The organism is Paenibacillus diazotrophicus (assembly GCF_042610465.1).
Genome location: NZ_JBGJZN010000005.1, coordinates 26,673 through 47,933, shown reverse-complemented (window position 1 = coordinate 47,933; position 21,261 = coordinate 26,673). Strand labels below are relative to the sequence as shown.

General features: G+C 52.0%; 21 protein-coding genes. 10 read left to right on the top strand and 11 right to left on the bottom strand.

Annotated features, from left to right (window positions below; all coding sequences use genetic code 11):
* Window positions 1-169: 169 nt before the first annotated feature.
* The 8 genes from ACAN54_RS19265 to ACAN54_RS19230 form a co-directional block, all read right to left on the bottom strand.
* Window positions 170-1,102 carry a YwmB family TATA-box binding protein gene (locus tag ACAN54_RS19265; protein ID WP_379158899.1) on the bottom strand — a complete coding sequence of 311 codons (933 nt, stop codon included), beginning with the start codon at window positions 1,100-1,102 and terminating at the stop codon, window positions 170-172.
* A 75-nt stretch (window positions 1,103-1,177) separates the two neighbouring features.
* A complete protein-coding gene (locus ACAN54_RS19260; protein ID WP_379159859.1) occupies window positions 1,178-1,834 on the bottom strand; it encodes a response regulator in 657 nt (218 codons plus the stop codon).
* Between the two features lie 20 nt (window positions 1,835-1,854).
* Window positions 1,855-2,889, bottom strand: a complete 1,035-nt coding sequence (locus tag ACAN54_RS19255) for a sensor histidine kinase (RefSeq protein ID WP_379158896.1) — start codon at window positions 2,887-2,889, stop codon at window positions 1,855-1,857.
* Window positions 2,890-2,927: 38 nt separating this feature from the next.
* Entirely contained in the window at window positions 2,928-3,575 is a 648-nt protein-coding gene (gene liaF, locus ACAN54_RS19250) for a cell wall-active antibiotics response protein LiaF (protein WP_379158893.1), read from the bottom strand.
* 383 nt (window positions 3,576-3,958) lie between these two features.
* Window positions 3,959-4,666, bottom strand: coding sequence for a PspA/IM30 family protein (locus ACAN54_RS19245; RefSeq protein ID WP_379158891.1), 708 nt, complete (start codon window positions 4,664-4,666; stop codon window positions 3,959-3,961).
* 3 nt (window positions 4,667-4,669) lie between these two features.
* On the bottom strand, window positions 4,670-5,137 hold the full coding sequence (locus tag ACAN54_RS19240; RefSeq protein WP_379158888.1) for a PspC domain-containing protein: 468 nt from the start codon (window positions 5,135-5,137) through the stop codon (window positions 4,670-4,672).
* Between the two features lie 4 nt (window positions 5,138-5,141).
* Entirely contained in the window at window positions 5,142-5,819 is a 678-nt protein-coding gene (locus ACAN54_RS19235; protein ID WP_379158885.1) for a PspA/IM30 family protein, read from the bottom strand.
* Between the two features lie 46 nt (window positions 5,820-5,865).
* Window positions 5,866-6,168: a hypothetical protein gene (locus ACAN54_RS19230; RefSeq protein WP_074113483.1), complete on the bottom strand. Its 303-nt coding sequence runs from the start codon at window positions 6,166-6,168 to the stop codon at window positions 5,866-5,868.
* A 284-nt stretch (window positions 6,169-6,452) separates the two neighbouring features.
* Here ACAN54_RS19230 and ACAN54_RS19225 point away from each other — a divergent pair, with 284 nt between their 5' ends.
* The 5 genes from ACAN54_RS19225 (at window position 6,453) to ACAN54_RS19205 (ending at window position 14,016) form a co-directional block, all read left to right on the top strand.
* Window positions 6,453-7,139 carry a response regulator transcription factor gene (locus ACAN54_RS19225; protein ID WP_379158880.1) on the top strand — a complete coding sequence of 229 codons (687 nt, stop codon included), beginning with the start codon at window positions 6,453-6,455 and terminating at the stop codon, window positions 7,137-7,139.
* Window positions 7,136-8,170: a sensor histidine kinase gene (locus ACAN54_RS19220; RefSeq protein ID WP_379158877.1), complete on the top strand. Its 1,035-nt coding sequence runs from the start codon at window positions 7,136-7,138 to the stop codon at window positions 8,168-8,170. The genes ACAN54_RS19225 and ACAN54_RS19220 overlap by 4 nt, the downstream gene beginning before the upstream one ends.
* 94 nt (window positions 8,171-8,264) lie before the next feature.
* The gene (locus ACAN54_RS19215; protein ID WP_379158872.1) at window positions 8,265-8,963 is read left to right on the top strand and encodes an ABC transporter ATP-binding protein; all 699 of its coding nucleotides are present in this window, start codon (window positions 8,265-8,267) and stop codon (window positions 8,961-8,963) included.
* Window positions 8,960-11,488 (top strand): FtsX-like permease family protein, encoded by a 2,529-nt coding sequence (locus tag ACAN54_RS19210; protein ID WP_379158869.1) that lies wholly within the window; start codon window positions 8,960-8,962, stop codon window positions 11,486-11,488. The genes ACAN54_RS19215 and ACAN54_RS19210 overlap by 4 nt, the downstream gene beginning before the upstream one ends.
* Window positions 11,489-11,823: 335 nt before the next feature.
* On the top strand, window positions 11,824-14,016 hold the full coding sequence (locus ACAN54_RS19205; RefSeq protein WP_379158866.1) for an alpha-galactosidase: 2,193 nt from the start codon (window positions 11,824-11,826) through the stop codon (window positions 14,014-14,016).
* 178 nt (window positions 14,017-14,194) lie between these two features.
* Here the strand turns inward: ACAN54_RS19205 and ACAN54_RS19200 are convergent, their stop codons facing one another.
* The 3 genes from ACAN54_RS19200 to ACAN54_RS19190 all read right to left on the bottom strand — a co-directional run bounded on the left by ACAN54_RS19200 (window position 14,195) and on the right by ACAN54_RS19190 (window position 16,654).
* Window positions 14,195-14,734: an NADPH-dependent FMN reductase gene (locus ACAN54_RS19200; protein WP_379158863.1), complete on the bottom strand. Its 540-nt coding sequence runs from the start codon at window positions 14,732-14,734 to the stop codon at window positions 14,195-14,197.
* Between the two features lie 232 nt (window positions 14,735-14,966).
* Window positions 14,967-15,926 carry an EamA family transporter gene (locus ACAN54_RS19195; RefSeq protein WP_379158860.1) on the bottom strand — a complete coding sequence of 320 codons (960 nt, stop codon included), beginning with the start codon at window positions 15,924-15,926 and terminating at the stop codon, window positions 14,967-14,969.
* Window positions 15,927-16,087: 161 nt separating this feature from the next.
* Window positions 16,088-16,654 (bottom strand): GbsR/MarR family transcriptional regulator, encoded by a 567-nt coding sequence (locus ACAN54_RS19190; protein ID WP_379158857.1) that lies wholly within the window; start codon window positions 16,652-16,654, stop codon window positions 16,088-16,090.
* A gap of 197 nt (window positions 16,655-16,851) precedes the next feature.
* On the opposite strand from ACAN54_RS19190, the gene ACAN54_RS19185 reads away from it, so the two are divergent.
* The 5 genes from ACAN54_RS19185 to ACAN54_RS19165 all read left to right on the top strand — a co-directional run bounded on the left by ACAN54_RS19185 (window position 16,852) and on the right by ACAN54_RS19165 (window position 21,222).
* Window positions 16,852-17,757 carry a carbohydrate ABC transporter permease gene (locus ACAN54_RS19185; RefSeq protein ID WP_379158853.1) on the top strand — a complete coding sequence of 302 codons (906 nt, stop codon included), beginning with the start codon at window positions 16,852-16,854 and terminating at the stop codon, window positions 17,755-17,757.
* Window positions 17,758-17,794: 37 nt separating this feature from the next.
* On the top strand, window positions 17,795-18,631 hold the full coding sequence (locus tag ACAN54_RS19180) for a carbohydrate ABC transporter permease (protein WP_379159857.1): 837 nt from the start codon (window positions 17,795-17,797) through the stop codon (window positions 18,629-18,631).
* 34 nt (window positions 18,632-18,665) lie between these two features.
* Window positions 18,666-20,012: an ABC transporter substrate-binding protein gene (locus tag ACAN54_RS19175; RefSeq protein ID WP_379158850.1), complete on the top strand. Its 1,347-nt coding sequence runs from the start codon at window positions 18,666-18,668 to the stop codon at window positions 20,010-20,012.
* Between the two features lie 65 nt (window positions 20,013-20,077).
* Window positions 20,078-20,884 (top strand): HAD family hydrolase, encoded by an 807-nt coding sequence (locus ACAN54_RS19170; protein ID WP_379158847.1) that lies wholly within the window; start codon window positions 20,078-20,080, stop codon window positions 20,882-20,884.
* Window positions 20,881-21,222 (top strand): DMT family transporter, encoded by a 342-nt coding sequence (locus ACAN54_RS19165; protein ID WP_379158844.1) that lies wholly within the window; start codon window positions 20,881-20,883, stop codon window positions 21,220-21,222. The genes ACAN54_RS19170 and ACAN54_RS19165 overlap by 4 nt, the downstream gene beginning before the upstream one ends.
* Window positions 21,223-21,261 lie beyond the last annotated feature (39 nt).

The window sequence follows — 21,261 nt, the reverse complement described above, 5'->3', positions numbered from 1 at the left end:
TCACAAACCTATTATACCGTTATGCCAAAAGCTCCGCAAACACGGAGCCCACATGCGGAAGTTCTGGACGTCAGCCTTCCCGTATAACAAAAAGCCGCCACAGGATATAAGGTCCGTGTAACGGCTTTTCAGGATATATAGTATAGCATGGAGTATAGAAATCCCCTGCTCAGTATTCAATAGTAATTAAAGGCATTCCAAGCGTTACCCGGTTAGTATGATTGTTGCCGTTCTTATGGACGGCCAACTGCAGTGCAATCGAATGACTGCCGCTAGTGACCGTTCGCTTCAGGCCGGGAACACTGTAAGTGCGGCTGTATGTAGTGTCGTCTTCGTAGCTCTCTTCCGGATTCATTCCGGGGAGCTGTTCTTCGATGGATTGTTCTATTGAAAATAATGCGGCTTCCGGCCCGCTCTGATCCCTCGCGGTACCTTGCAGCGAGGCATTCCACTCGGCCGTTATGCCCACCTGGAGCAGCTTCTGCCCAGCCGCTTCCGCAGCGGCCGGGAGCTCCGGCGTATCCAGCAGATCCGCCGTCTCGAAGGTCACGATCACATAGCTGCGTCCGCCTCCCAGCTCACTCCAGAAGAGTGAGACATTCGCTCCGGCCAACTCCGCAGCTGCGCGGGAGGTCATATGCCCGTCTTCGTCAGATCGGCTGACCACTCCAAGCCCAAGCTTCACTGCCAGGTTCTGCGCAGCTTCATCAGCAAGTACGCCGGATGTGTCGCTGCTATATTCGCCTTGCCACTTCAAGACAAACCGGAGCGGTGAATCCGGCAACGTAACTGCAGTGCCAAGACTAGCCATACGCTCGATGGAATCCGCAAGATTGCCAGTACCCGAGTCTGCTGCAGTTTGAGATGAAACCCTGGTTGGGACGAAGGAAGCGTCCTTTGGTGAAGGTGCATGTATAGCTGCTGAGGAAGTAGACTGATAGGATGACACAGTGTCTTCAGCAGAAGTTACGACCTCAGCCGAGATTGCATCTACGGTAGCGTCAGCACTGCGGAATCCAGCCATAAGACCGGCCGCCACACATAACCCGATCATCAGCAGTATCCCTTTGCCTGCACCTCTGCCTGTTCCTCTGTTCCTCATCATCAATCTCCCTCTCTATCCGGTCTAGTAATCTACTAAACAGGATATCCAGGAAAAGAGATTCTATACCTGCGGTTATTCCGCAAGTCCGTTCTTATAAGCATAAATGGCCGCTTGGGTACGGTCCTCCACACCCAGCTTGGCAAGAATATTCGTCACATGAAATTTCACAGTCTTAATCCCAATAATAAGCTGATCCGCGATATCCTGGTTGGATTTGCCCTGAGCCAGCAGCTTCAGCACTTCCATCTCGCGTTCCGTAAGTTCCTTATAGGCAGGGGCTTCTCCGCCTTTGGCATTGGACCGGAACCGGTTCATCATCTTGGATGCGACCTGCGACTCCAGTACCGATTGGCCTCTTGCAGCAGCGCGGATGGCATCTGCCACTTCGCTGGCCCGCGAGGTTTTCAGCAGATAGCTGAATGCGCCGGCTTCAATCACCGGATACATTTTCTCATCATCCAGATAGCTTGTAAGCACAATTACTTTACAATCCGGGTACAGCTTCAGAAGCTGTCTCGTTGTTTCAATCCCATCCATGCCATCCATAACCAGATCCATCAGGACCACATCCGGATTGTATTCCTGGGCCAGCCGTATGCCTTCTTCCCCACTTCCTGCCTCACCTACCACTTCGATCCCATCCTCGGTGCCAAGCACCGCAGCAAGTCCAATCCGGACCATTTCGTGATCGTCCACAAGCAGTACTTTGATCGCTTCCGCTTCCTCCATCTCCATGGTACCCTTGCCTCCTATTCATTGACTAATGGTACGGTAATCTCTATCCGCATGCCTTTGCCCGGTGCGGTAATGAACTGGATCGAGCCTCCGGTCTCAATAATCCGCTCCTGCATGTTCGACAACCCGTAGGATGTCTGCTTGCTCTCATCCATCTCGAACCCGATCCCGTCGTCGCGCAGGGTCAGCCGGACGGTATCGCCCCGGCGGTGAAGCCGAATCTCCATCTTCTCCGCCTTGGCATGGCGCAAGGTGTTGGATATAGCTTCTTGCACGATGCGGAACAAGTGATTCTCAATGCCCTTCATCAGCTGCACATCCGGATCCATCTCGAACACAATATTGATCGGAACCTTGATCTCCAGCTCCTTGATCAGCTCCTGCAGCCCCTGCCGCAGCCCTTTGCCCTCCAGATAGACCGGGCGCAAATGCAGCAGGAGCGCCCGCATCTCAGACTGGGCGACGGCAGACATTTCCTCAATCAGCGCAATTTGCCGCTGCGCTTTGTCAAAGTCCTTCTCCAGCGTTCGCCCTACTGCCGTTGCTGTCATGGAAATCGCGAACAGCTGCTGCGATACGGCATCGTGCAGTTCCCGCGCCAGTCGCTGCCGTTCTTCCATAATCGCTGTGACGCGGGCCTGCTCGGCCAGCTTGGCGTTGTTCGTCGAGAGCCGCTGTAGCGTATTCACCTGATTCTCCCATTTGCCGCTGATCCGGCTGAGCTGCTCGCTGAGCCGGCCCAGCTCATCATTACCCAGCTCCGGCATCGCCGGAGTGAGATTGCCTTTCTCCCAAGCTACGAGTGTAGCCCGCAGGAGCTCCAGCTTCCGCTTGGTCCGGAATCCTTGGTAGAAGCCGAAGACGATACCGAATACCACCGGCAGCAGAATCAGCGATACCGCTGTCCTCACACCGATTTCCCAATCCTCGAACGGCTGTAGATATCCATATGTATACATGATGTACAGGATCACGAGCAGCATGACCAATGAGAAAAGAGCCCCCTCACCCATGCTGCGCGTAACCATATTGCTGCTTTTTTTGCCCATGCCGGGAAGCCCTCCTTCATGGTTCTGTGTCAGACTACTCAATCTGCCCGCACATCCAGGTCACCCATAATATAAGAAATATTAAACTTCACTTTCTGCTCACAGCTGTCGTAGTTAGCCGACTTCCAGTTCAAACGGTTCAGCATGCCCGTATCGCGGTGGCTGCCGAATTCAATCGAACCAAACAGCACGAATGCCTCGATCTCCACCCCATAATTCTCGGACAGATGAATATCCGTATCCCCAAAAATCCCCTGGAACAGCATCACCGTCTCCCGGTCCTCCGCCATCGCCAGCGACAGATCAATATCAACCTCACCCAGCACATGCCAGGCACTTAGGCTGCGCATCACCCACGGTGACAGATCCCAGTCAAATCTGGAGGAGAAGCTTTGCTTCTGCATAAACCCGCCCCTGCGCTGCATCCGTCTGGATTTGACAAAAAACATCCCCAGGGAGATCAGGCAAATCCCCAGTACCAGCAGCAGGTGATCCAATAGCAGCAGTACTGCACCAACCCCGAGCAGCTTATAGCCCTGCTTGACGTTGCCCGACGTTGTCCGGTAGATTCCGAGCAGCAGGAACAGAAGCGCGACAATGGAAAAAAAGCCGAGCCATCTGCCAAATATCATCAAGCAGCCGACGCCGATCAGTCCTATGGCAATCATACGGTTCCGTTTATCCATTTCGCACCTCCTATAAGTTTTGCGGAGCAAAACTGACTTTGTAAGCAGTATATAAGTTGAACTTAAGATATTAATATTGGGGTTACGGACGTAACTACGAAGAATGTTTGGACTTCCGGCCGCTGTTGTCTGCAGATTTCTTCAATTAATACTGCTGTTAGCAGTGGAAATCTGCCAGACAAAGGCGGACGCTGCCGCTCCTCCAGTTCCAAACTTCTCCTTCGTCACTTCAACCCCTTTTTAAAATATAAAGTTCTTCTTATAAATAGTATTCGTAAGTTTCCTGCATCCCGCTACAAAAGCCATACCGGTATGGAAGATCCATACCGTATGGCTTTACCTTGATCAGCATATCATATTCGCCTGTAATTATGGAACAGGCTTTATTCTTCTTTTTTATCCAAAGAAGGGGATGATGTAGGGGTGTTCAGCTTGCTCTTCAATGCGGCGAGCTGTTCTTCCACCTTCAGCTGTTTTTCGGCATCAACCGGTTTGCTGTATGCTGTTGCCGAAGGGCTGTAAGGTGCACGCATCACATCTGCTTCTGCTTCAAGCTGCATGATTTTTTCTTCCATCCGGTGGAAGCCGAGGGATGCACTGCCGCTCTCGATGGCATGAACACTGCTGATTTGCGACATCTGTTTCTTGGCCTTGGCCATTTGGGCACGGGAGACCAGTTCATTACGTTTGTTGCGCAGCTTGTAGAATTCATCCTTCATGTCATGCAGTTGCTGTACCAGTTCCTTAGCCTGCAATTCTGCCTGAGTGTGAAGCTCGCTGTATTCGGCTTGCTTCTGGTCGAAGTAGATTTTTTCTTCCAGCAGCTTACGGGTAACTTCCTCCTGGCCATTCTTCAGTGCCAGTTCAGCCTGGGCTGCACGTTGTCCGGATACCTTGGCGGCTTCCTCAACACGCTGCTTCATGCGGCGCTCATTAGCCATTTGCTTCGCTACAGTTACCTCAGCTTCGTGAATTTCAGCCTCCATATCGCGCAGATATTGGTTCAGCATTACGATTGGGTCCTCTACCTTATCCAGCAAGTCATTTACCGACGCTTTTGTCATATCTTTAATCCGTTGAAATACTCCCATAATTTACACTTCTCCCTTCTCGTATTTAGCAAGTTTTTGTTTGAGCTCTTCGACTTCTTTTTGCAGAGCTTTCTTCTCAATATCCTTCATCATGGCATCAATACCAGAGTCTTGTGCAGAATAGGCACCCGCTTTATCATAACCGGGGTTGTAACCCGGCTGGCTGCCGTAAGGGCCGTATCCACCCTGTCCGTGAGGACCCTGAGGTCCGCGTCCATGTTCAGGTCTTCCTGAGTAAGGACCGCCATAAGGGCCGCCCGGTCCAGGACCGAAAGGATTATACTGGGTCGGCTCTTTGGGTATAATAAGCGCTGCGACAAAATAAGCAAGAATAGTTGCTCCGCCGGTAAAAGGAATACTGACCACCAGCAAAATCCGGAACAGGGTGGAGTCGATGCCGAGCGTCTCGGACAATCCACCTGCCAGCCCTGTCATCACCTTGTCACGGGTTGAACGATACAATCGCGTCATAGAACTACTCCTTTCCATCATTGTTCAGTTTCTCCTTCAGGCGGGCCATCTCTCTTTCGAGTACAGTCGCCACGGTTTCTCCAGCCTGAATGGCGTATTCCTGGCCCATGCGGCGCAGATCGCGCAGACTCTTCGCTTCCAGCTCCCAATCGCTCATCCGGTCTTCCAGCCGGCCGAACATCTTGGGAACGTCACTGCCATTGCCAAAAGCTGTAGCTCTCTGGTTCATGCGCTGCTGCAACCGCAGCGACTCCATCCGTGCTGCATAATACTGGCGTTTGCTGTATACCGTCTGGTACTCCATTTTCAGCTCGTTCAGCTGACCTTCAAGCTCAAAGAGTGATTGTTGGCTCTGCTCCAGCAGACCGCTGTACTGCTCCAGCTTTTCCTCGTGAATGATCTTCTCTTGCAGTGCCAGCTTAGCCAGGTTATCCTCGCCAGCCTTGAGTGCAAGCAAAGCCTGCTCTTCACGTTTGTTCCTCATAGCCGTCGCCTGATTCACCTGCTGCTGCAGCTGCTTCGTATGGGCTGCGTATTGCTGGTACAGCCTCTCGGCTTCGGCGATTTCCTCACGTGTTGAATGTAGAAATTGATCGATCAGCTTCACCGGATCCTGGCTCTGTTCCAGTCGTTCATTCAAGTTAGCTACGGTAATATCCCTCATGCGGCGAAAAACACTCATGATTCTTGGCTCCCTCCCTGCTTCTTATTAAGTAACCCTGGAATGCTTAATATGTTCCGTTTCTTCTACCTTTCAGTACCGAGATACCCCATACCACCAGCGCGATACCGAGTAGTGGTCCGATGATCCAGGAAAGCTTGGCGATCAGGGACATGACACCAATGAACAGTACCACCCAGCCGATAACCTTGCGTCCGCTTTTAATTCCATAGTATCCGAGAACAACCAGCAATACCGGGAACAGAAGTCTGAACATTCCGTGGATCAGTGGAAGGGCAATCCCCATCAGCATAATCGCTCCAAGCACGATCAGGACAATCGCAAGTCCGTTACCTTGTCTTCTTTGCATTTTTTCTCACCGCCTTTCGTTAACCTTGAACCTTATAGCCTTATTCTAGGGCAAACCGCAGACTTTCAAAACAGACCGTGGACGGTTTTGTGTACTGGACCTTAGTCGGGGAGGCTATGCGACTGCAGGATGCCTGGACGGAGGGTGAGTCTTCGCTGGTGTGGTTAAATTCGGATTGCGTAATCCTGTTGCGTTGTACATAATATGGAAGTACATAGCCCGCAGCCTGAAGTCATCCTTAATCTGGCTGCTGTATAGAAGTGTCAGAACAAAGGAGCATAACCATGAAGACACTACTCATCGTTGAAGATGACCGGAGCCTGAACAAAGGCATCGCCTTAACTCTTGCCCAGAATGAGTTTGCGATACAGCAAGCCTACGATATTGCCTCAGCAGAACACATCCTCTCTTCTATTAAGATAGATCTGATCATTCTGGACATTAATCTCCCTGACGGAAGCGGATTGGACTACTGTGAGAAAATCCGGGGAACCTCTCAGGTGCCGATTATCTTTTTGACCGCAAATGACCTGGAGCCGGATATCGTTACAGGATTTGAGCTTGGAGGCGATGACTATATTACTAAGCCTTTCAGCCTGATGATCCTTCGGGCCAGAGTCATGGCCGTTCTCAAACGGGCTTCCTCCCGCGGTGAGGATAAGCTCACACTTGGTGCTTTGCGCTTTGATTTTGGACGGATGGAATTTTATAAAAATTCGGAACCCTTAATCCTTAGCAAAACCGAACTGAAGTTGCTGAAAATACTAGTCGCGAACCCTGGTATGATTCTGAACCGGGAACAGTTAATTGATAAGATCTGGTCGCAGGAAGCCGCGTTTGTGGATGAGAATGCCCTGACGGTAGCCGTCAAACGGCTGCGCGCCAAAATTGAGGACGAGCCTGCGGCTCCAAAATACATCAAAACCGTCTACGGCCTGGGGTATATGTGGGCGGAGAGACCGAATCCATGACTAGCCGCAATCGAGTACAGAACTCCAAACGGAGCAACCATGTTTTTTCGGCAATCTTGGTGCTTCTGGTATTGGGCTACGCCGGAAGGGTCTTCTTTCTGGAGGGGGAGCAGCCTGCACTCACGGAACTGACGGTCCTCTTCGTCTCCTGCATGCTGATTCTGGGAGCCTTATGGAATTGGACGCTGCGGCGGCAGGTTACAGCCTTTATGAATTTAGTAGATGAAATGGTGGACAGGGCGATTCATGGACGGGAGAAGCTGACCGATTTTGACGAGACCAGCCTTTCTTCCCTGGAGCACAAATTGTTGCGCTACATTGAGATTAACAAAGCGAATGAGCAGAATCTGGAAACCGAAAAAAACATTATCAAGGAACTCATCTCGGATATCTCCCATCAGACTAAGACCCCTCTCTCCAATATTCTGCTCTACAGCCAGCTGCTTGCTGAAACTCCGGGGCTTGGCGGGGATACACGGCTTCTGCAGAACCAGATCGAGACTCAATCGGAAAAGCTCGAATGGCTGATCACCTCACTAATCAAATTATCCAGACTGGAAACGGGCATGATTACCCTGCACAGCGAGCTCACACCTGTTATTGCAACAATTACCAACGCTGTGACACACGTCTACACCCGCGCAGAAAATAAAGGAATCAACATCCAGATTGAATGTGATCCGCTGACGATAGCCCGTCACGATCACAAATGGACCAGCGAAGCGCTGTTCAACCTGCTTGAGAATGCGGTGAAGTATTCAGAAACAGGGGGCATTATCCGGATTACAGCCGAAGGCAATGAAATGTTTACACGGATTGATATCTCCGATACAGGCATGGGGATTCCGGGGGATGAGCTCGAGCATATCTTCAAACGGTTTTACCGGGGACACAGCGCCAGGGAATACGAAGGCATCGGGATTGGGCTCTATTTGACGCAGAAAATCATCAGCCTCCAAGGAGGTTTTATTACGGCGGCATCGGAGATCGGCACAGGAACGAAGCTCTCGATCTTCCTCCCCCAGGTCTAATGGTGTCAATCCTGACAGATTTCAGACACTGCCCGGTTAGATTGGTCTGATATCTTAAGGAATAACCCAAGATGATGGAGGAATGATTTTGCCCATGCCTATTCTGAGAATCGAACATCTGAAGAAATATTATGGAAAAGATCCGCAGACGACTGTAAAAGCGCTGGACGATGTATCCCTAACCGTGGAGAAAGGTGAGTTTCTGGCCATTGTGGGCACCAGCGGCAGCGGAAAAAGTACCTTGCTGCATATGCTGGGCGGTCTGGACCGGGCGACGTCAGGCAAGGTTTTTGTGGATGGAAATGATATTTTTGCGATGAGTGATGAGAAATTGACAATTTTCCGACGGCGGTCGGTCGGATTCGTCTTTCAGAGCTACAATCTGGTACCGATCCTAAATGTGCTCGAAAACATTCTGCTTCCCCTAGAGCTCGACGGCGGTAGAATCGATCAGGCGTATCTGGACGAGGTGATCCGGGCATTGGGCCTGCAGGAAAAAATCCACAATCTGCCTTCCAACCTCTCCGGCGGCCAGCAGCAGCGGGTGGCTATTGCCAGAGCTTTGGCTACCAAGCCTTCTATCATTCTGGCGGACGAGCCTACAGGCAACCTTGACAGCAAAACCAGCCAGGAGGTACTGATTCTGCTCAAGCAGATGAGCGAAAAATACAACCAGACCATTGTCATGATTACCCACAACGAATCTATCGCGCAGACCGCTGACCGCATTATCCGCATTGAAGACGGGCGCATTGTTTCGGGCCATGCCTCCAGCGGAGTAAGCCCGTTATGATCAGCACCAACAACCGCAGAATTGTAACCCGCCTCTCCCTTAAGAGCCTCAAAGCCAGTCCGATGCGCAATTTGGCTGTAATCTGCGCGGTCCTCCTGACGACCTTACTCATCACTTCTATTTTTACAATGGTCCTTAGCATCAACAAATCCATGGAATTGACCCAGATGAAGACCGTTGGTTCTGATTTTCACGGAGGCTTCAAATATCTTACTCCGACTCAGGTGGTGATCCTGAAGAAACATCCCTCCATACGGGAATACGGCGTTTCCCTGCATGCAGGGAATCTGGGGAATGAAGTTTTCAAGAACAACCCGGTAGAGGTTATGCGGATCGATGAAGCTTACGCCAGGCACGGTTTTATTAACTTTATCGAAGGCGGACTGCCTGCTGCTGAGAATGAAGTTGTACTGAATACCTGGGTGATGGATAAGCTCGGCATCAAGCATGCACTGGACCAGAAGGTTACTCTGGATATTGATATCGGGGCGCATGTGATACATCAGGATTTTATCGTATCGGGTTATTATGAGGCGGATAAAAATTTGTCGATGGCAGGTCTGACATTCGTCTCCGATGCTTGGGTGCAGAAGCACCTGTCCTCTATTGATCCGGTAAAATCAAAGGCCAGCGGCTCTTATGTGAACACCGAAGAGCTGAGCGTTATGTTCAGCAATGCCGTAGATATCGAAAAAAAACTGAACAAAGTACTCGCGGATACCGGTCTGGATGTACCGATTGGGATCAATTGGGCCTACACGGCTTCATCTCTCTCGGAAAACATCATCAATCTGGTCCCTTATCTGGCAGTCATCCTGATCATCATGCTGAGCGGATATTTGCTGATTTATAATATCTTTTACATCTCGGTTGTACGGGATGTCAAATTTTACGGCCTGCTGAAAGCAATCGGAACTACGCCGAGACAGCTAAAGCGAATCATCACGATCCAGTCCCAGCTGCTGTATCTGATCGGTCTGCCCTTCGGGTTGGCTTCCGGTTACGGAATTGGCCGGTGGTTGTCTCCGCTGCTGAGTACCTTTTCAAGTGAACCAAGCGAAACTGCTTATTCATCCAGTCCGTGGATCTTTATCGGAGCCGCTGTGTTCGCCTACCTGACGGTATGGATCGCCGCAAGCAAGCCGGGCCGGATGGCCGCACGGATTGCCCCTGTTGAGGCCGTACGGTTCGCAGGCGTTAGCGCCAAGCGTAAGATGAACAAACGTTCGAAACGCGGGGCACGGCTGCACACCATGGCCTTCGCCAATCTGTTCCGCAACAAAAAGAAACTGTTCCTTATGCTGACCTCGCTCTCCTTAAGCATGATCTTGTTCAGTATTATATTTACCGTCATCTCATCGCTGGATGTCAATAAGTACCTGAGCACATTTATCAACGGGGACGTTGTGATCCGTAACAGTGCTGTAATGCACGCTTTGGGCGGGCCGTCCGGTGATCCTTACAAGCTTTCGGGGCCATTGATAAGTGAACTAGGGAAGATTGACGGAGTTGAACGTGTGGACAGGGTCTATTTTAAATTTGAAAACTACATTATGGATGAAACAATACGTGCAGCACTGAAGCCTCAGGTAGAGACTGGTCCATCTGACCCGGCTCTTGCATGGGTTCTTAAGAATAACCTCATTCAGCTTGATCTATACGGTGTGGATACCGGCTGGTACGACCTGGTGCAAAAGAACGTCATTGAAGGCAGCTTTGATCCGCAGAAATTCGCCTCCGGAAACTATGTGCTGGTGACCGAAACCATCATGGGTGAGGATACTTATAAAACTTATTACCATCCCGGTGACCAGGTGAAGTATGAGGGTCTGGGCAAAAGCTATGAGGTCATGGCCATTCTAAATTATGATGCTCTTTATGCCGCAACTACCCAAGCTTTCTCAGCTTACGGTTATAATGCTTTCTTTCCTTCCTCAGAATTGACTAAAGAGCTACCTGCGGGAAGCGATCCGCCTAAGGCTCTGTCGGCAACGCTTCATGTCAACCCGGCCAAGCTGGTAAGTGCCATGCAGACCGCCAAAGCTCTTGCAGCTTCAAGTGATGAGCTGGCCTACAAATCCAGAGAGGATTACAGGCAGGAGCTTGGCGGGTTTATCCGCATTTTCCAGACGGTCGGCTACGGCCTCAGCTTCGTCATTGCCCTGATTGGCGTTCTTAATTATATCAACACGGTAATTACGGGAGTGATTGCGCGAAAGAATGAATTCGCTCTGCTGGAGAGCATCGGCATGACCAAGCGGCAGCTGAAAAAAGTTCTGGTGTATGAAGGGATGTTCAATGTCCTATTAGCCGTATCGGTCACCTCGACCTTAGGCGTATTTCTGACTTACCGTATTTCCAAAAACATAACGGATAACATGGCGTTCACCGTCTTCCATATGGGCTGGCTTCCTTTTGTTCTGTTTGTTCCGGTCCTGGCTGCGATTGCATATACCGTTACCTTATCCTCCTATAGAATGCTGAGCAAGGCCACGGTTGTCGAAAGACTGCGGCAAACAGACTAGCAGGTGTTTCTTTTAAGTAAAAATGACATCGCCATCCTCAATAATAGGCGGTATTCGTTTCAGCGAGAAATAGAAGGATACTTTATGACGTCCGGCATATAAAGTTTCATATCCCAAAATAAACGACATTCGTCCATATGGACTCTGCTTTTCTCCATAGATTTAGGTGCAGAACAGACTTATACTGAGGCTGACTCTCCACTGTCCGCGAGCAGCAATGACAGTTTAAGACGTACAGTGGGCATCCTTACATTATGATCTGATTTTTGATTCGAATACCATGCTTTCCTGCATCCGCCACTCTAAATCTGCAGACATCCCAGGAGGTTGTTACCTTGTCCATTATTTTCGATGCCGAGCATCAAATCTTTCATCTGCAAACCGCTAACACCAGCTATGTCTTCGGCCTTGCCCGCGGCTCCTATCCGGTGCATCTGCACTGGGGCCGGAAAATCCGCGGCGCTGCTATATCTGATCTCTATAGCCCCGAGCTCATGGGCTTCAGCAGCACGGTTGATCCCAAGGATAATGCTTTCTCTCTGGACATGCTCCCCCAGGAATACCCCGGCTATGGCTCGGGAGACTTCCGGGAGCCTGCCTATGAGGCGGAGCTGCTGAACGGCACTTCTGTAACGGAGCTTACCTATGTATCCCATAGCATTCTCAAGGGTAAACTGGCACTGGAGGGACTGCCAGCTGTCTATGCTGAAAGCGGCGATGAAGCAGAAACGCTGCAGCTTGTACTGGAGGATACCACAACAGGCCTGCGAGCTGTGCTGTCTTATACTTTAATGAAGGGCTTCGATGCCATAATCCGCTCTGCACAGCTAACAAATATCGGCAGCGGACCTCTGAAGCTGAACCGTGCTTTATCGGCAGCGCTCGATTTTCCGCATGACAATTACGAGCTGATCCAGCTGTCCGGGTCCTGGGCCCGCGAACGCCACCTCGTTCGTTCTCCTCTGCACAATGGACGACAGGGCATTGACAGCAAACGTGGTGCCAGCAGCCATCAGCAAAATCCGTTCCTGGCCCTCCTGTCTCCTCAAACTGTGGAAGACAGCGGAGAGGCTTATGGTTTCAGCCTGGTCTACAGCGGCAGCTTCAGTGCTAATGCCGATGTGGATCAATACGGAACTACACGCGTAACGCTGGGCATCAACCCGTTCGGCTTCCGCTGGCTGCTCGCTCCCGGCGAGAGCTTCCAGACGCCCGAAGCGGTGCTCGTCTATTCCGACCAAGGCATCGGCGGGATGTCCCGGACCTACCACAAGCTGTACCGGACCCGCCTGGCGCGGGGGTTATACCGCGACGAGCCCCGTCCGGTGCTGATCAACAACTGGGAAGCCACCTACTTCGACTTCGATGCCGACAAAATCGAAGATATCGCCCGTGCCGGCAAGGCGCTGGGGATCGAGCTGTTCGTGCTGGATGACGGCTGGTTCGGCCGCCGCGATGACGATACAACTTCGCTGGGCGACTGGTTCGTGGATACCCGCAAGCTGCCACAGGGTCTGCCCGATCTGGTGGAGCGGGTCCGGAGTCTCGGGATGCAGTTCGGCCTCTGGTTCGAGCCGGAGATGGTATCACCGGAGAGCGAACTGTACCGCGCTCATCCGGACTGGTGTCTGCATGTGCAAGGCCGCAGACGCAGTCAGGCCCGCAATCAGCTGATTCTGGATCTGTCGCGCCAGGAGGTATGTGATTATATTATCGAGTCGGTCAGCAGCGTGCTGGCATCGGCCCCGATCACCTATGTCAAATGGGATATGAACCGGCATATGACCGAGATCGGCTCCGCTGCCCTGCCGACTGAGCGTCAGGGAGAAACGGCTCACCGCTATATGCTGGGTCTGTACCGGGTAATGGAAGAGATCACCTCCAAATTCCCGCATGTGCTGTTCGAAAGCTGTTCCGGCGGCGGCGGCAGATTTGATCCGGGCATTCTTCATTACATGCCACAGACCTGGACCAGCGATGATACAGATGCTGTTGAACGTCTCAAGATTCAGTACGGTACCAGCATCGTCTACCCTGCAAGCAGCATGGGCTCCCATATCTCGGCTGTGCCGAACCATCAGGTGCACCGCAACACCTCGCTCTCGATGCGTGGCGACGTGGCCATGTCCGGCAACTTCGGGTATGAGCTGGACCTGACCCGCTTCACACCCGAAGAGCAGGCAGAAGCGGCTGCTCAGGTAGCCTTCTACAAGGAAATCCGTTCTCTCGTTCAGCAGGGCGATATGTACCGGCTCCTATCGCCGTTTGAAGGCAATGAAACGGCCTGGATGTTCGTAAATGAAGGCCGGACTGAGGCACTGGCGGGATACTTCCGCGTACTGGCCAGTCCGAACACGAAACGCCCGCGTCTCCGTCTTCAGGGGCTGGACCCGGAGAAGGACTACGTCCTCAAGGAAACCGGAGCGGTATATGGCGGGGATCGGCTGATGTACGCCGGTCTGCTCCTGCCGGAGCTGCACGGGGACTTTCAGAGCAAGCTGCTCCACTTTGTTGCTGTAGAACAATAGAAAGTATAGTAATAAACAAGCATCCCTCGCCCCAGGAAGTCCTGGAGGTGAGGGATGTTTGTTTTTATGCGACAACAACTTAAGCGCAAGGTATTTAATGCAAGGTATAACGTAAAGTCTTTAACGTAACATTTTCAGTCTAACTTTTTTCAGCATAGCGTCTTCCACTTAGGATTTTTCAGCGCAGCGTCTTCAGCGCACCGCTCCAGGCGATCACTTGATCCAACATACCGTTCACGTTCGTAAGATGGAGATCCGCCGGTTTGAAGGTCTGGCCGTTCTCGAAGTCAGTGAAAAGGGATAACGCCGGATGCACACGGACATCCGCAATGGACAACTCGCCCAGAATGCCGCGCAGATGCTCGGCTGCACGTGCTCCTCCGACGGAGCCATAGCTAACAATCCCTGCAGCTTTATTGTTCCATGCTTCGCGGGCATAATCTAGAGCATTCTTGAGCGCAGCTGTAATACTGTGATTGTACTCCGCTACGATAAAGACGAAACCGTCCAGTGAATTCAGCTTTTCATTCCAGCGCCCGGCTTGTTCCGAAGCATCCGCTTCGCCTAGTAATGGCAGCTTGAAATCTGCGATATCCACAATTTCATAATTGGCGTCGCCGCGCTGGTCGGCAATCCCCTTCACCCATTCACCCACCTGCGGGCTTAAACGGCCTTGCCGCGTGCTGCCCAGAATAATTCCAATTTTCAATGCAGACATGATGTTCCTCCTCCAAAATAATGATGTTTGTCAATCTATCACCATTATTTACTTCCAGGAATCAGCTTATCCAGAAGATAAATCTTCAAAAACCACACAGCTTCAAGTACATTTTATAGTTGTAGGGGTAACCCGTCATCTTCAAAACTGCTAACGCATTAAACTATGGAAAGTGTGCACTTTATGGGATTCGTATATTTCGGCGAAGGGATGTGCAGCGGACTTTCACCTCTTAACGTTCAGCCCCCCTGTTTCCTGTTCCTTGCTTCTTCCTGACCGGTACCGTCCGGCTGCGAAAGAGGGTAACCAGCACCACGGCAGCAATAATGATTACGGCGGCGGTCAACGTGTTGACCGTAAGCTGCTCACCTGCAAGCAGCCAGCCTAAGAATACCGCGACTACCGGGTTCACGAACGCATAGGTCGAAACCAAGGTGGCATCGGCATTCTGGAGCAGCCAGATGTAGGACGTGTACCCGACAATCGAGCCGAAGACAATCAGATAACCCACAGCAGCATAAGAACGAAGGGAAATTGCTGTGACATCCAGCTTGGACCAGTCGCCGGTGAAATAGGAAAATGCGATCAGGAGCACCCCTCCGGTCAGCATCTGTGCAGCTGTCGACATCACCGGGGAATCCGGCAACCCGGCACTTCTTGAGTACATAGACCCTGCAGCCCAGCTTAGGGAGGCTACAAGCAAGGTAATGATGCCCGTCACATCAGTAGCCGTACTCTTCGCCTCCTGTCCCGGTTGGAAGACCAGCACAGCAATACCAAGCAGCCCAAGCACAATTCCGGCGATAACGCCGAGACTAGGACGTTTACCGCTGCGGCCAAACCAACCGAACAGCATCATCCAGACTGGAACAGCGGCAACGATCAGGGAAGCAATGGATGAGGCGACCCTTTGCTCCGACCACGCCACCAGTCCATTGCCGCCAAGCAGCAGCAGTGCGCCGACCATTGCCGAAGACCTCCATTCTCGACCCGCTGGACGTTTGGCACCGCTCAATCTGGCGACTATGTATAGAACAATTCCGGCAGCGCAGAAACGTACACCCGCCATAAGGAAAGGTGGCATGGTCTCAATCGCAATCTTCATGCCGACGTATGTGCCTCCCCAAAACAAATAAACAGACAACAACGCAATCATAGTCACATACAACGAATTTACTCCAGTCTGCTTCATGCCCACCATCCTCTCTTCATAGATCTGAATCCTTTCTTCTATTACCAAACAAGCTAACCATTTCATCAAGCAGCCGGCTTGCCAATCTCTTCATGGGACATTCGATTCTTAGGACTATGTTTACGCAAAAGGAGCATTTTAAACACATACTCCCTCAGCCACTACTCCCTGCCGGGCAGTCCATTCATGCCAAAGAACTCCCCTTCCTCCAGGCCCGTCACAAACCGCTGCAGCCAGACATAATACTCTACTGCGTGCTGGAGCTTATCAAGATCCCTCAGGCAGGCCTGCCGCTCCTCTTCCGGGGTATCCGCCGAGTCAATTAGCGCCTGAAGCTCAGGCATTGCCGTACCCATTGCCTCCTGCATCACATCAATCTCCCGCTGGAGCTTCAGGGTAAAGAAGTTTTTGAATGCCTGAAAAAAATCGGTCTCGGCGGCATACAGATCCTTCCGCTCGCGTTTCTCGTCCAGCTTGGTTACCATCCGGGAAGCGATCAGGGAACGTACGCCGTAGCTCATGTTGCTTTTGCTCATATTCATAACCTGCTTCATTTCCTCCAGCGTCATCGGCTTGTCCTCAAAGAACATAATCCCGTAGAGCTGCCCGAAGGAATAATTCGCTCCATACAAATCCATCGTCTGCGCAATCGCATCGATTACTCCGCGTAGCAGTTGCTCCCGTGGAGATAAATGCGGATTATTCTCGCCAAATGCGGCCTGCTTCATCTCGCTGCACCTTCACTCTAATTAGAATTGTCCTCTCTACATTACACAAAACCGGAGCTTTACGGCAGGGTTTCTACAAATTTTACACAATTTCCGAACGACCTTTACTTCTGCTTGACCACAAGCTCCGCTTCTGAGTGTACAATTTTTTTTGAACAGAGAAGCTTTTCTCTGGATTATACCGCAAAACACAAGTGATGGAATGGGGTATTGGAACAAAAATGACACGCTCAAAGGTTATTAACGGTTTGAAGCCCGTGCTGTTCACGCTGCCGGCGATGGTCCCCTTCGTTCTGTTCTGGCTGGCGCCGCTGCTGTATGTGCTGTATCTCAGCTTCACGGAATGGGACTTTATGAGCCCCGAGAAAACCTTTGTCGGACTGCAAAATTACATCGACCTCTTTAACAACCCGGCCTTTTACAAAACGCTGAGAGTTACCGTGCTGTTCTGTGCAGGCAGTGTGCTGCCGATCATCCTGCTGGGACTTGGACTTGCTCTGCTGATGAACCGCAAGCTGAAAGGCTCCGCCCTCTATCAGGTGCTGCTGTTCTCGCCATGGGTCACACCAACCGTTGCCGTATCCATCGTCTGGTCCTGGATCTATGAACCGGAGGTCGGGCTTGCCAATAGGGTACTTGATGTCCTCGGGCTTGAACCCATCGGCTGGTTGCAGGACCCCAAATGGGCGCTGATCGGCGTGCTGCTGGTAACCATCTGGAAATCGGTAGGCTGGGCGATGATCTTTTATCTGGTGGCGCTTAGGAATGTGCCTTCAGACCTGCTTGAAGCCAGTGAGCTAGATGGCGCAAGCGCAGCGCAGAAGTTCTTTCGTATCACGCTGCCGCTGATCTCGCCAACCACCCTGTTTCTGTTCGTGGTCCAGCTAATTCAGGCGCTTCAGGCCTATGATCAGATCAATGTGCTGACCCAGGGCGGCCCTTCCGGTTCCACACGCACCCTGCTGTATCTGTATTATCAGTCCGCCTTCGAATCCTTCCAGATCGGAGAGGCCTCGTCTGTAGCTGTCGTTCTTGTCGTCATCTGCATGCTGCTGTCCGTATTCTCTTTCGGCGTCAGTAAGCGGACTACGCATTACCAATAATCCAAGTGTATCCGAAAAGGAGGTCCACCGCTTGCGTATGCTCACACGGCTGGGAGGAACGGCCCGCCATCTTTTTTTTGCCGCGCTTGCCTTGCTGATGGCTTTCCCGTTCTACTGGATGGTTACCAGCGCGCTGAAAACAAATGACGAAATCTGGCGCTCCCCGCCTACGCTCTGGCCTGAAGTGCCGCTATGGGGTAATTTTGCCGCAGCCTGGAATGAAGCGCCGTTCTCACGATATATGGGTAACAGTATGGTTGTCGCCACTTCCATCGTCATTCTGCAGATTATCAATTCCGGCATGATGGCTTACGCGCTGACACATATGAAGTTCCGCCTGAAGGGGCTTTTTGCCGGTGTGATTCTATTCGGTTATATGGTGCCGGCTACAGCAGTCTACCTGCCCGGGTATCTTGTGCTGTCCGAACTGCATCTGCTGAATTCGTATGCCGGTCTCATTCTCTCCAACTGTGTAAGTATCTTCTCGATCTTTCTGATTAGGCAGGCATTCCTGCAGGTATCCCATGAGCTGGTGGAGGCTGGTGAAGTGGATGGCGCCTCGCATATGCGGATTCTGTGGACGGTGCTTGTGCCGGTTACGAGATCTTCCTTTGCCGTGCTGGCGCTGATTACCTTCATTGAACAATACAACAATTATTTCTGGCCGATGCTGATTACCAAAGACCCTGACCTCCAGCTCGTCTCGGCCGGTCTGCGCAGCTTTTTTGTGGAAGGGGGTGCATACGGATTACAATGGCCACTGATCATGGCCGCCAGCGCCTTCACCATCGCCCCGCTGCTGCTTGTCTTCCTGCTGGCGCAAAAAACGATTATGCAAAGTGTCAATATGACGGCAGGCGCAAGTAAAGGTTAACCCCCCACATTTCCAAACAAAGAGGAGAATGATGATGAACGTATTCAAAAGGTTGCCGCTAGTGTCCATGATTGCAGGTATCTCTTTACTCACGGCTTGCAGCGGGAATTCCGCTTCGGATAATGTTACGGAGGCAAGCGGAGCATCCGCAGCCCCGGCCGCAGTAGCCGCTCCAGCCCCGAGCAAACCTGTAACCATCGAATTCTGGTATGGACTCGGCGGCAAGCTCGGCGACAATATGCAATCGCTCATTCAGAAATTCAACGCCTCGCAGCAAGAGGTCATTGTCAAAGGTATTGTACAGGCAGACTACACAGAAACCGAGCAGAAGCTCCAGGCGGCTATTGCTACCGGTGAGGTCCCTGCGGCTGTGCTCTCCTCTAATATAGATTGGGCCCGCAAAGGCTATTTTGCACCAATGGATGAGCTGATCACCCAGCAGCCGGATTTCAATAAAGAGGATTTTGTCCAGACCTTCCTGAACCAGGGGCAGGTTGACGGCAAGCAATACTTCCTTCCCATGTACGGAACAACCCAGATTATGTACTACCGCAAGGATGCTTTTGAGAAAAGCGGGATTGATGCCAGCCAGTTGAAAACCTGGGAAGACCTCGCCGCAGCCGCTGAGAAAATGACCGTCAAAGAAGGCGGCAAAACTACCTTCTTCGGCTGGGAACCCATGTGGGGCTCCGGCAATATGATCGATGCCGTACTCAGCAAGGGCGGAAGCATTCTTAGCGAAGACGGTAAGACAGTAACGATCGATTCTCCTGAGTGGATCGCAACCTGGGACCTCTTCCGTAAATGGATTCATGAGGACAAGATCATGCGCATTCACTCCGGCGGCCAAGGCTGGGAGTACTGGTACAAGACGATCGACGATGTGATGAAAGGCCAAGCGGCCGGATACACCGGCTCCAGCGGCGATCAGGGCGATCTCGACTTCAGCATCGTCTCGGCTATGGAGCAACCTGGCTGGGCCGGGGCCGGCGAAGGCAAGCCAGTCGCACAGGCGATCATGGCTGGAATTCCTGCCAAGGCAGAAGATGCCGAGAAGCAGGCTGCTATGAAGTGGCTGACCTACTTCTCGAACTCCGAGAATACAGCCTTCTGGTCGATTAACACCGGATATATCTCTGTCCGCCAGTCTGCGCTCAAAGATCCGGCTTTCGTCTCATTCAGCGAGACCCATCCGCAGATCAAAATCCCATTGATGCAGGCTTCGCACGCCTCCGCTCCCTTCCAGGACCCTACCGGCGGCAAGATCAACGATGCGCTGACCATCGCTGCGGACAAAGTACAGATTGAAAATATTCCAGCGGCTGAGGCTCTGAAGGAAGCACAGCAGACTGCCCAAGCGGCACTGGATAAACTGAAATAATACGGTAGTGATTAGTGATTCATCCAACATTCAGAACCTACACTATTAATCAAGGGGGCGGCAGTATGCCAGAGCTCATTACTCCGCAAGGGAATCATTCTATATCGGCGATCCTGTTCGATAAGGATGGCACCCTTCTGCAGTTCGTCTCCCTCTGGGGAAGCTGGAGCCAATGCTTCCTGGAACAGTTCACCCGTCAGCTGCAGCAGCGCGGTCTTGAATTCCCGGCACAGCACCTGCCGTCCCTGCTGGGGACGATTCACGATGCAGAAGGCAGAATTACTGGTTATGACCGCAATGGCCCGCTGGCTATGGGAACGATGAGCGACCTGTATGCCATTCTGTGCTGGCAGGGCTATCTGCTTGGCTTGTCCTGGGCCGAATCCATGGAGCTGGTGGATTACTGCCGTCAGGCAGCAGATGCGGGAATGGAACAGAACAAACCTGTGCTTCCGCTCCCCGGCCTGCTGTGCTTTCTTGACGAGTGTGCAGCTCAAGGGATTCCTCTGGCCGTAGTTACTGCAGATGAAACGGCAGCTGCAGAGAATCATCTCCGCTGGCTCGGCATCCGCGAATATTTCTCCGCTGTGGTCGGCACGGATCAAGTGGAACGGGGCAAGCCGTTCCCTGATATGGTGCTGCTCGCCTGCGGGCAGCTTGGAGTTCTGCCTGCCGGGGCTGCTGTCATCGGCGATACAAACGGGGATATGAGGATGGCTAAGGCTGCTGGCGTGGCCGTAGCCATCGGGATTACTGGCGAAGCGGACGCAGCCAGGGCGGATGGCGATGCAGATGTGGGCGTTATTTTGCCGGATGCCGATGTAATGGTTCAGACCTACGCGGAGCTCAGTATTAGAAGGATAACAAAGTGAGGGCCGAGGGGGCATGGGCGTGGTTTTTTCTCGCGATGGCAATTCTGTTCGAGCTCTCCGGAACCATCTCCATGAAGATATCCCACGGCTTCACCCGGCCCTGGCCGTCTGTGCTGATGTTCCTCTTCTACGGAATCAGCTTCACCTCGCTCAATGTGGCGCTCACCTCCATAAAGGTCGGGGTAGCTTATGCCGTGTGGTCGGGGGCGGGAATCATCCTGATTTCGGTGGTGGGGGCGGTATATTTTGAAGAGCGGCTGACCCTGTCCTCCCTCTTATGGGTGACCGTTATTGTGGCCGGCATTGTGGGCTTGAACATAAGCACTAAGGGACACTAGGGAGACCAGCGGCGAGAGAACTAAAGTCATTTCATTCTT

Coding starts and splice junctions, on each gene's coding strand:
- ACAN54_RS19265 (WP_379158899.1), bottom strand. CDS start 1,102: ATGAGGAACAGAGGAACAGGCAGAGGTGCAGGCAAAGGGATACTGCTG.
- ACAN54_RS19260 (WP_379159859.1), bottom strand. CDS start 1,834: ATGGAGGAAGCGGAAGCGATCAAAGTACTGCTTGTGGACGATCACGAA.
- ACAN54_RS19255 (WP_379158896.1), bottom strand. CDS start 2,889: ATGGGCAAAAAAAGCAGCAATATGGTTACGCGCAGCATGGGTGAGGGG.
- liaF (WP_379158893.1), bottom strand. CDS start 3,575: ATGGATAAACGGAACCGTATGATTGCCATAGGACTGATCGGCGTCGGC.
- ACAN54_RS19245 (WP_379158891.1), bottom strand. CDS start 4,666: ATGGGAGTATTTCAACGGATTAAAGATATGACAAAAGCGTCGGTAAAT.
- ACAN54_RS19240 (WP_379158888.1), bottom strand. CDS start 5,137: ATGACGCGATTGTATCGTTCAACCCGTGACAAGGTGATGACAGGGCTG.
- ACAN54_RS19235 (WP_379158885.1), bottom strand. CDS start 5,819: ATGAGTGTTTTTCGCCGCATGAGGGATATTACCGTAGCTAACTTGAAT.
- ACAN54_RS19230 (WP_074113483.1), bottom strand. CDS start 6,168: ATGCAAAGAAGACAAGGTAACGGACTTGCGATTGTCCTGATCGTGCTT.
- ACAN54_RS19225 (WP_379158880.1), top strand. CDS start 6,453: ATGAAGACACTACTCATCGTTGAAGATGACCGGAGCCTGAACAAAGGC.
- ACAN54_RS19220 (WP_379158877.1), top strand. CDS start 7,136: ATGACTAGCCGCAATCGAGTACAGAACTCCAAACGGAGCAACCATGTT.
- ACAN54_RS19215 (WP_379158872.1), top strand. CDS start 8,265: ATGCCTATTCTGAGAATCGAACATCTGAAGAAATATTATGGAAAAGAT.
- ACAN54_RS19210 (WP_379158869.1), top strand. CDS start 8,960: ATGATCAGCACCAACAACCGCAGAATTGTAACCCGCCTCTCCCTTAAG.
- ACAN54_RS19200 (WP_379158863.1), bottom strand. CDS start 14,734: ATGTCTGCATTGAAAATTGGAATTATTCTGGGCAGCACGCGGCAAGGC.
- ACAN54_RS19195 (WP_379158860.1), bottom strand. CDS start 15,926: ATGAAGCAGACTGGAGTAAATTCGTTGTATGTGACTATGATTGCGTTG.
- ACAN54_RS19190 (WP_379158857.1), bottom strand. CDS start 16,654: ATGAAGCAGGCCGCATTTGGCGAGAATAATCCGCATTTATCTCCACGG.
- ACAN54_RS19185 (WP_379158853.1), top strand. CDS start 16,852: ATGGAATGGGGTATTGGAACAAAAATGACACGCTCAAAGGTTATTAAC.
- ACAN54_RS19180 (WP_379159857.1), top strand. CDS start 17,795: ATGCTCACACGGCTGGGAGGAACGGCCCGCCATCTTTTTTTTGCCGCG.
- ACAN54_RS19175 (WP_379158850.1), top strand. CDS start 18,666: ATGAACGTATTCAAAAGGTTGCCGCTAGTGTCCATGATTGCAGGTATC.
- ACAN54_RS19170 (WP_379158847.1), top strand. CDS start 20,078: ATGCCAGAGCTCATTACTCCGCAAGGGAATCATTCTATATCGGCGATC.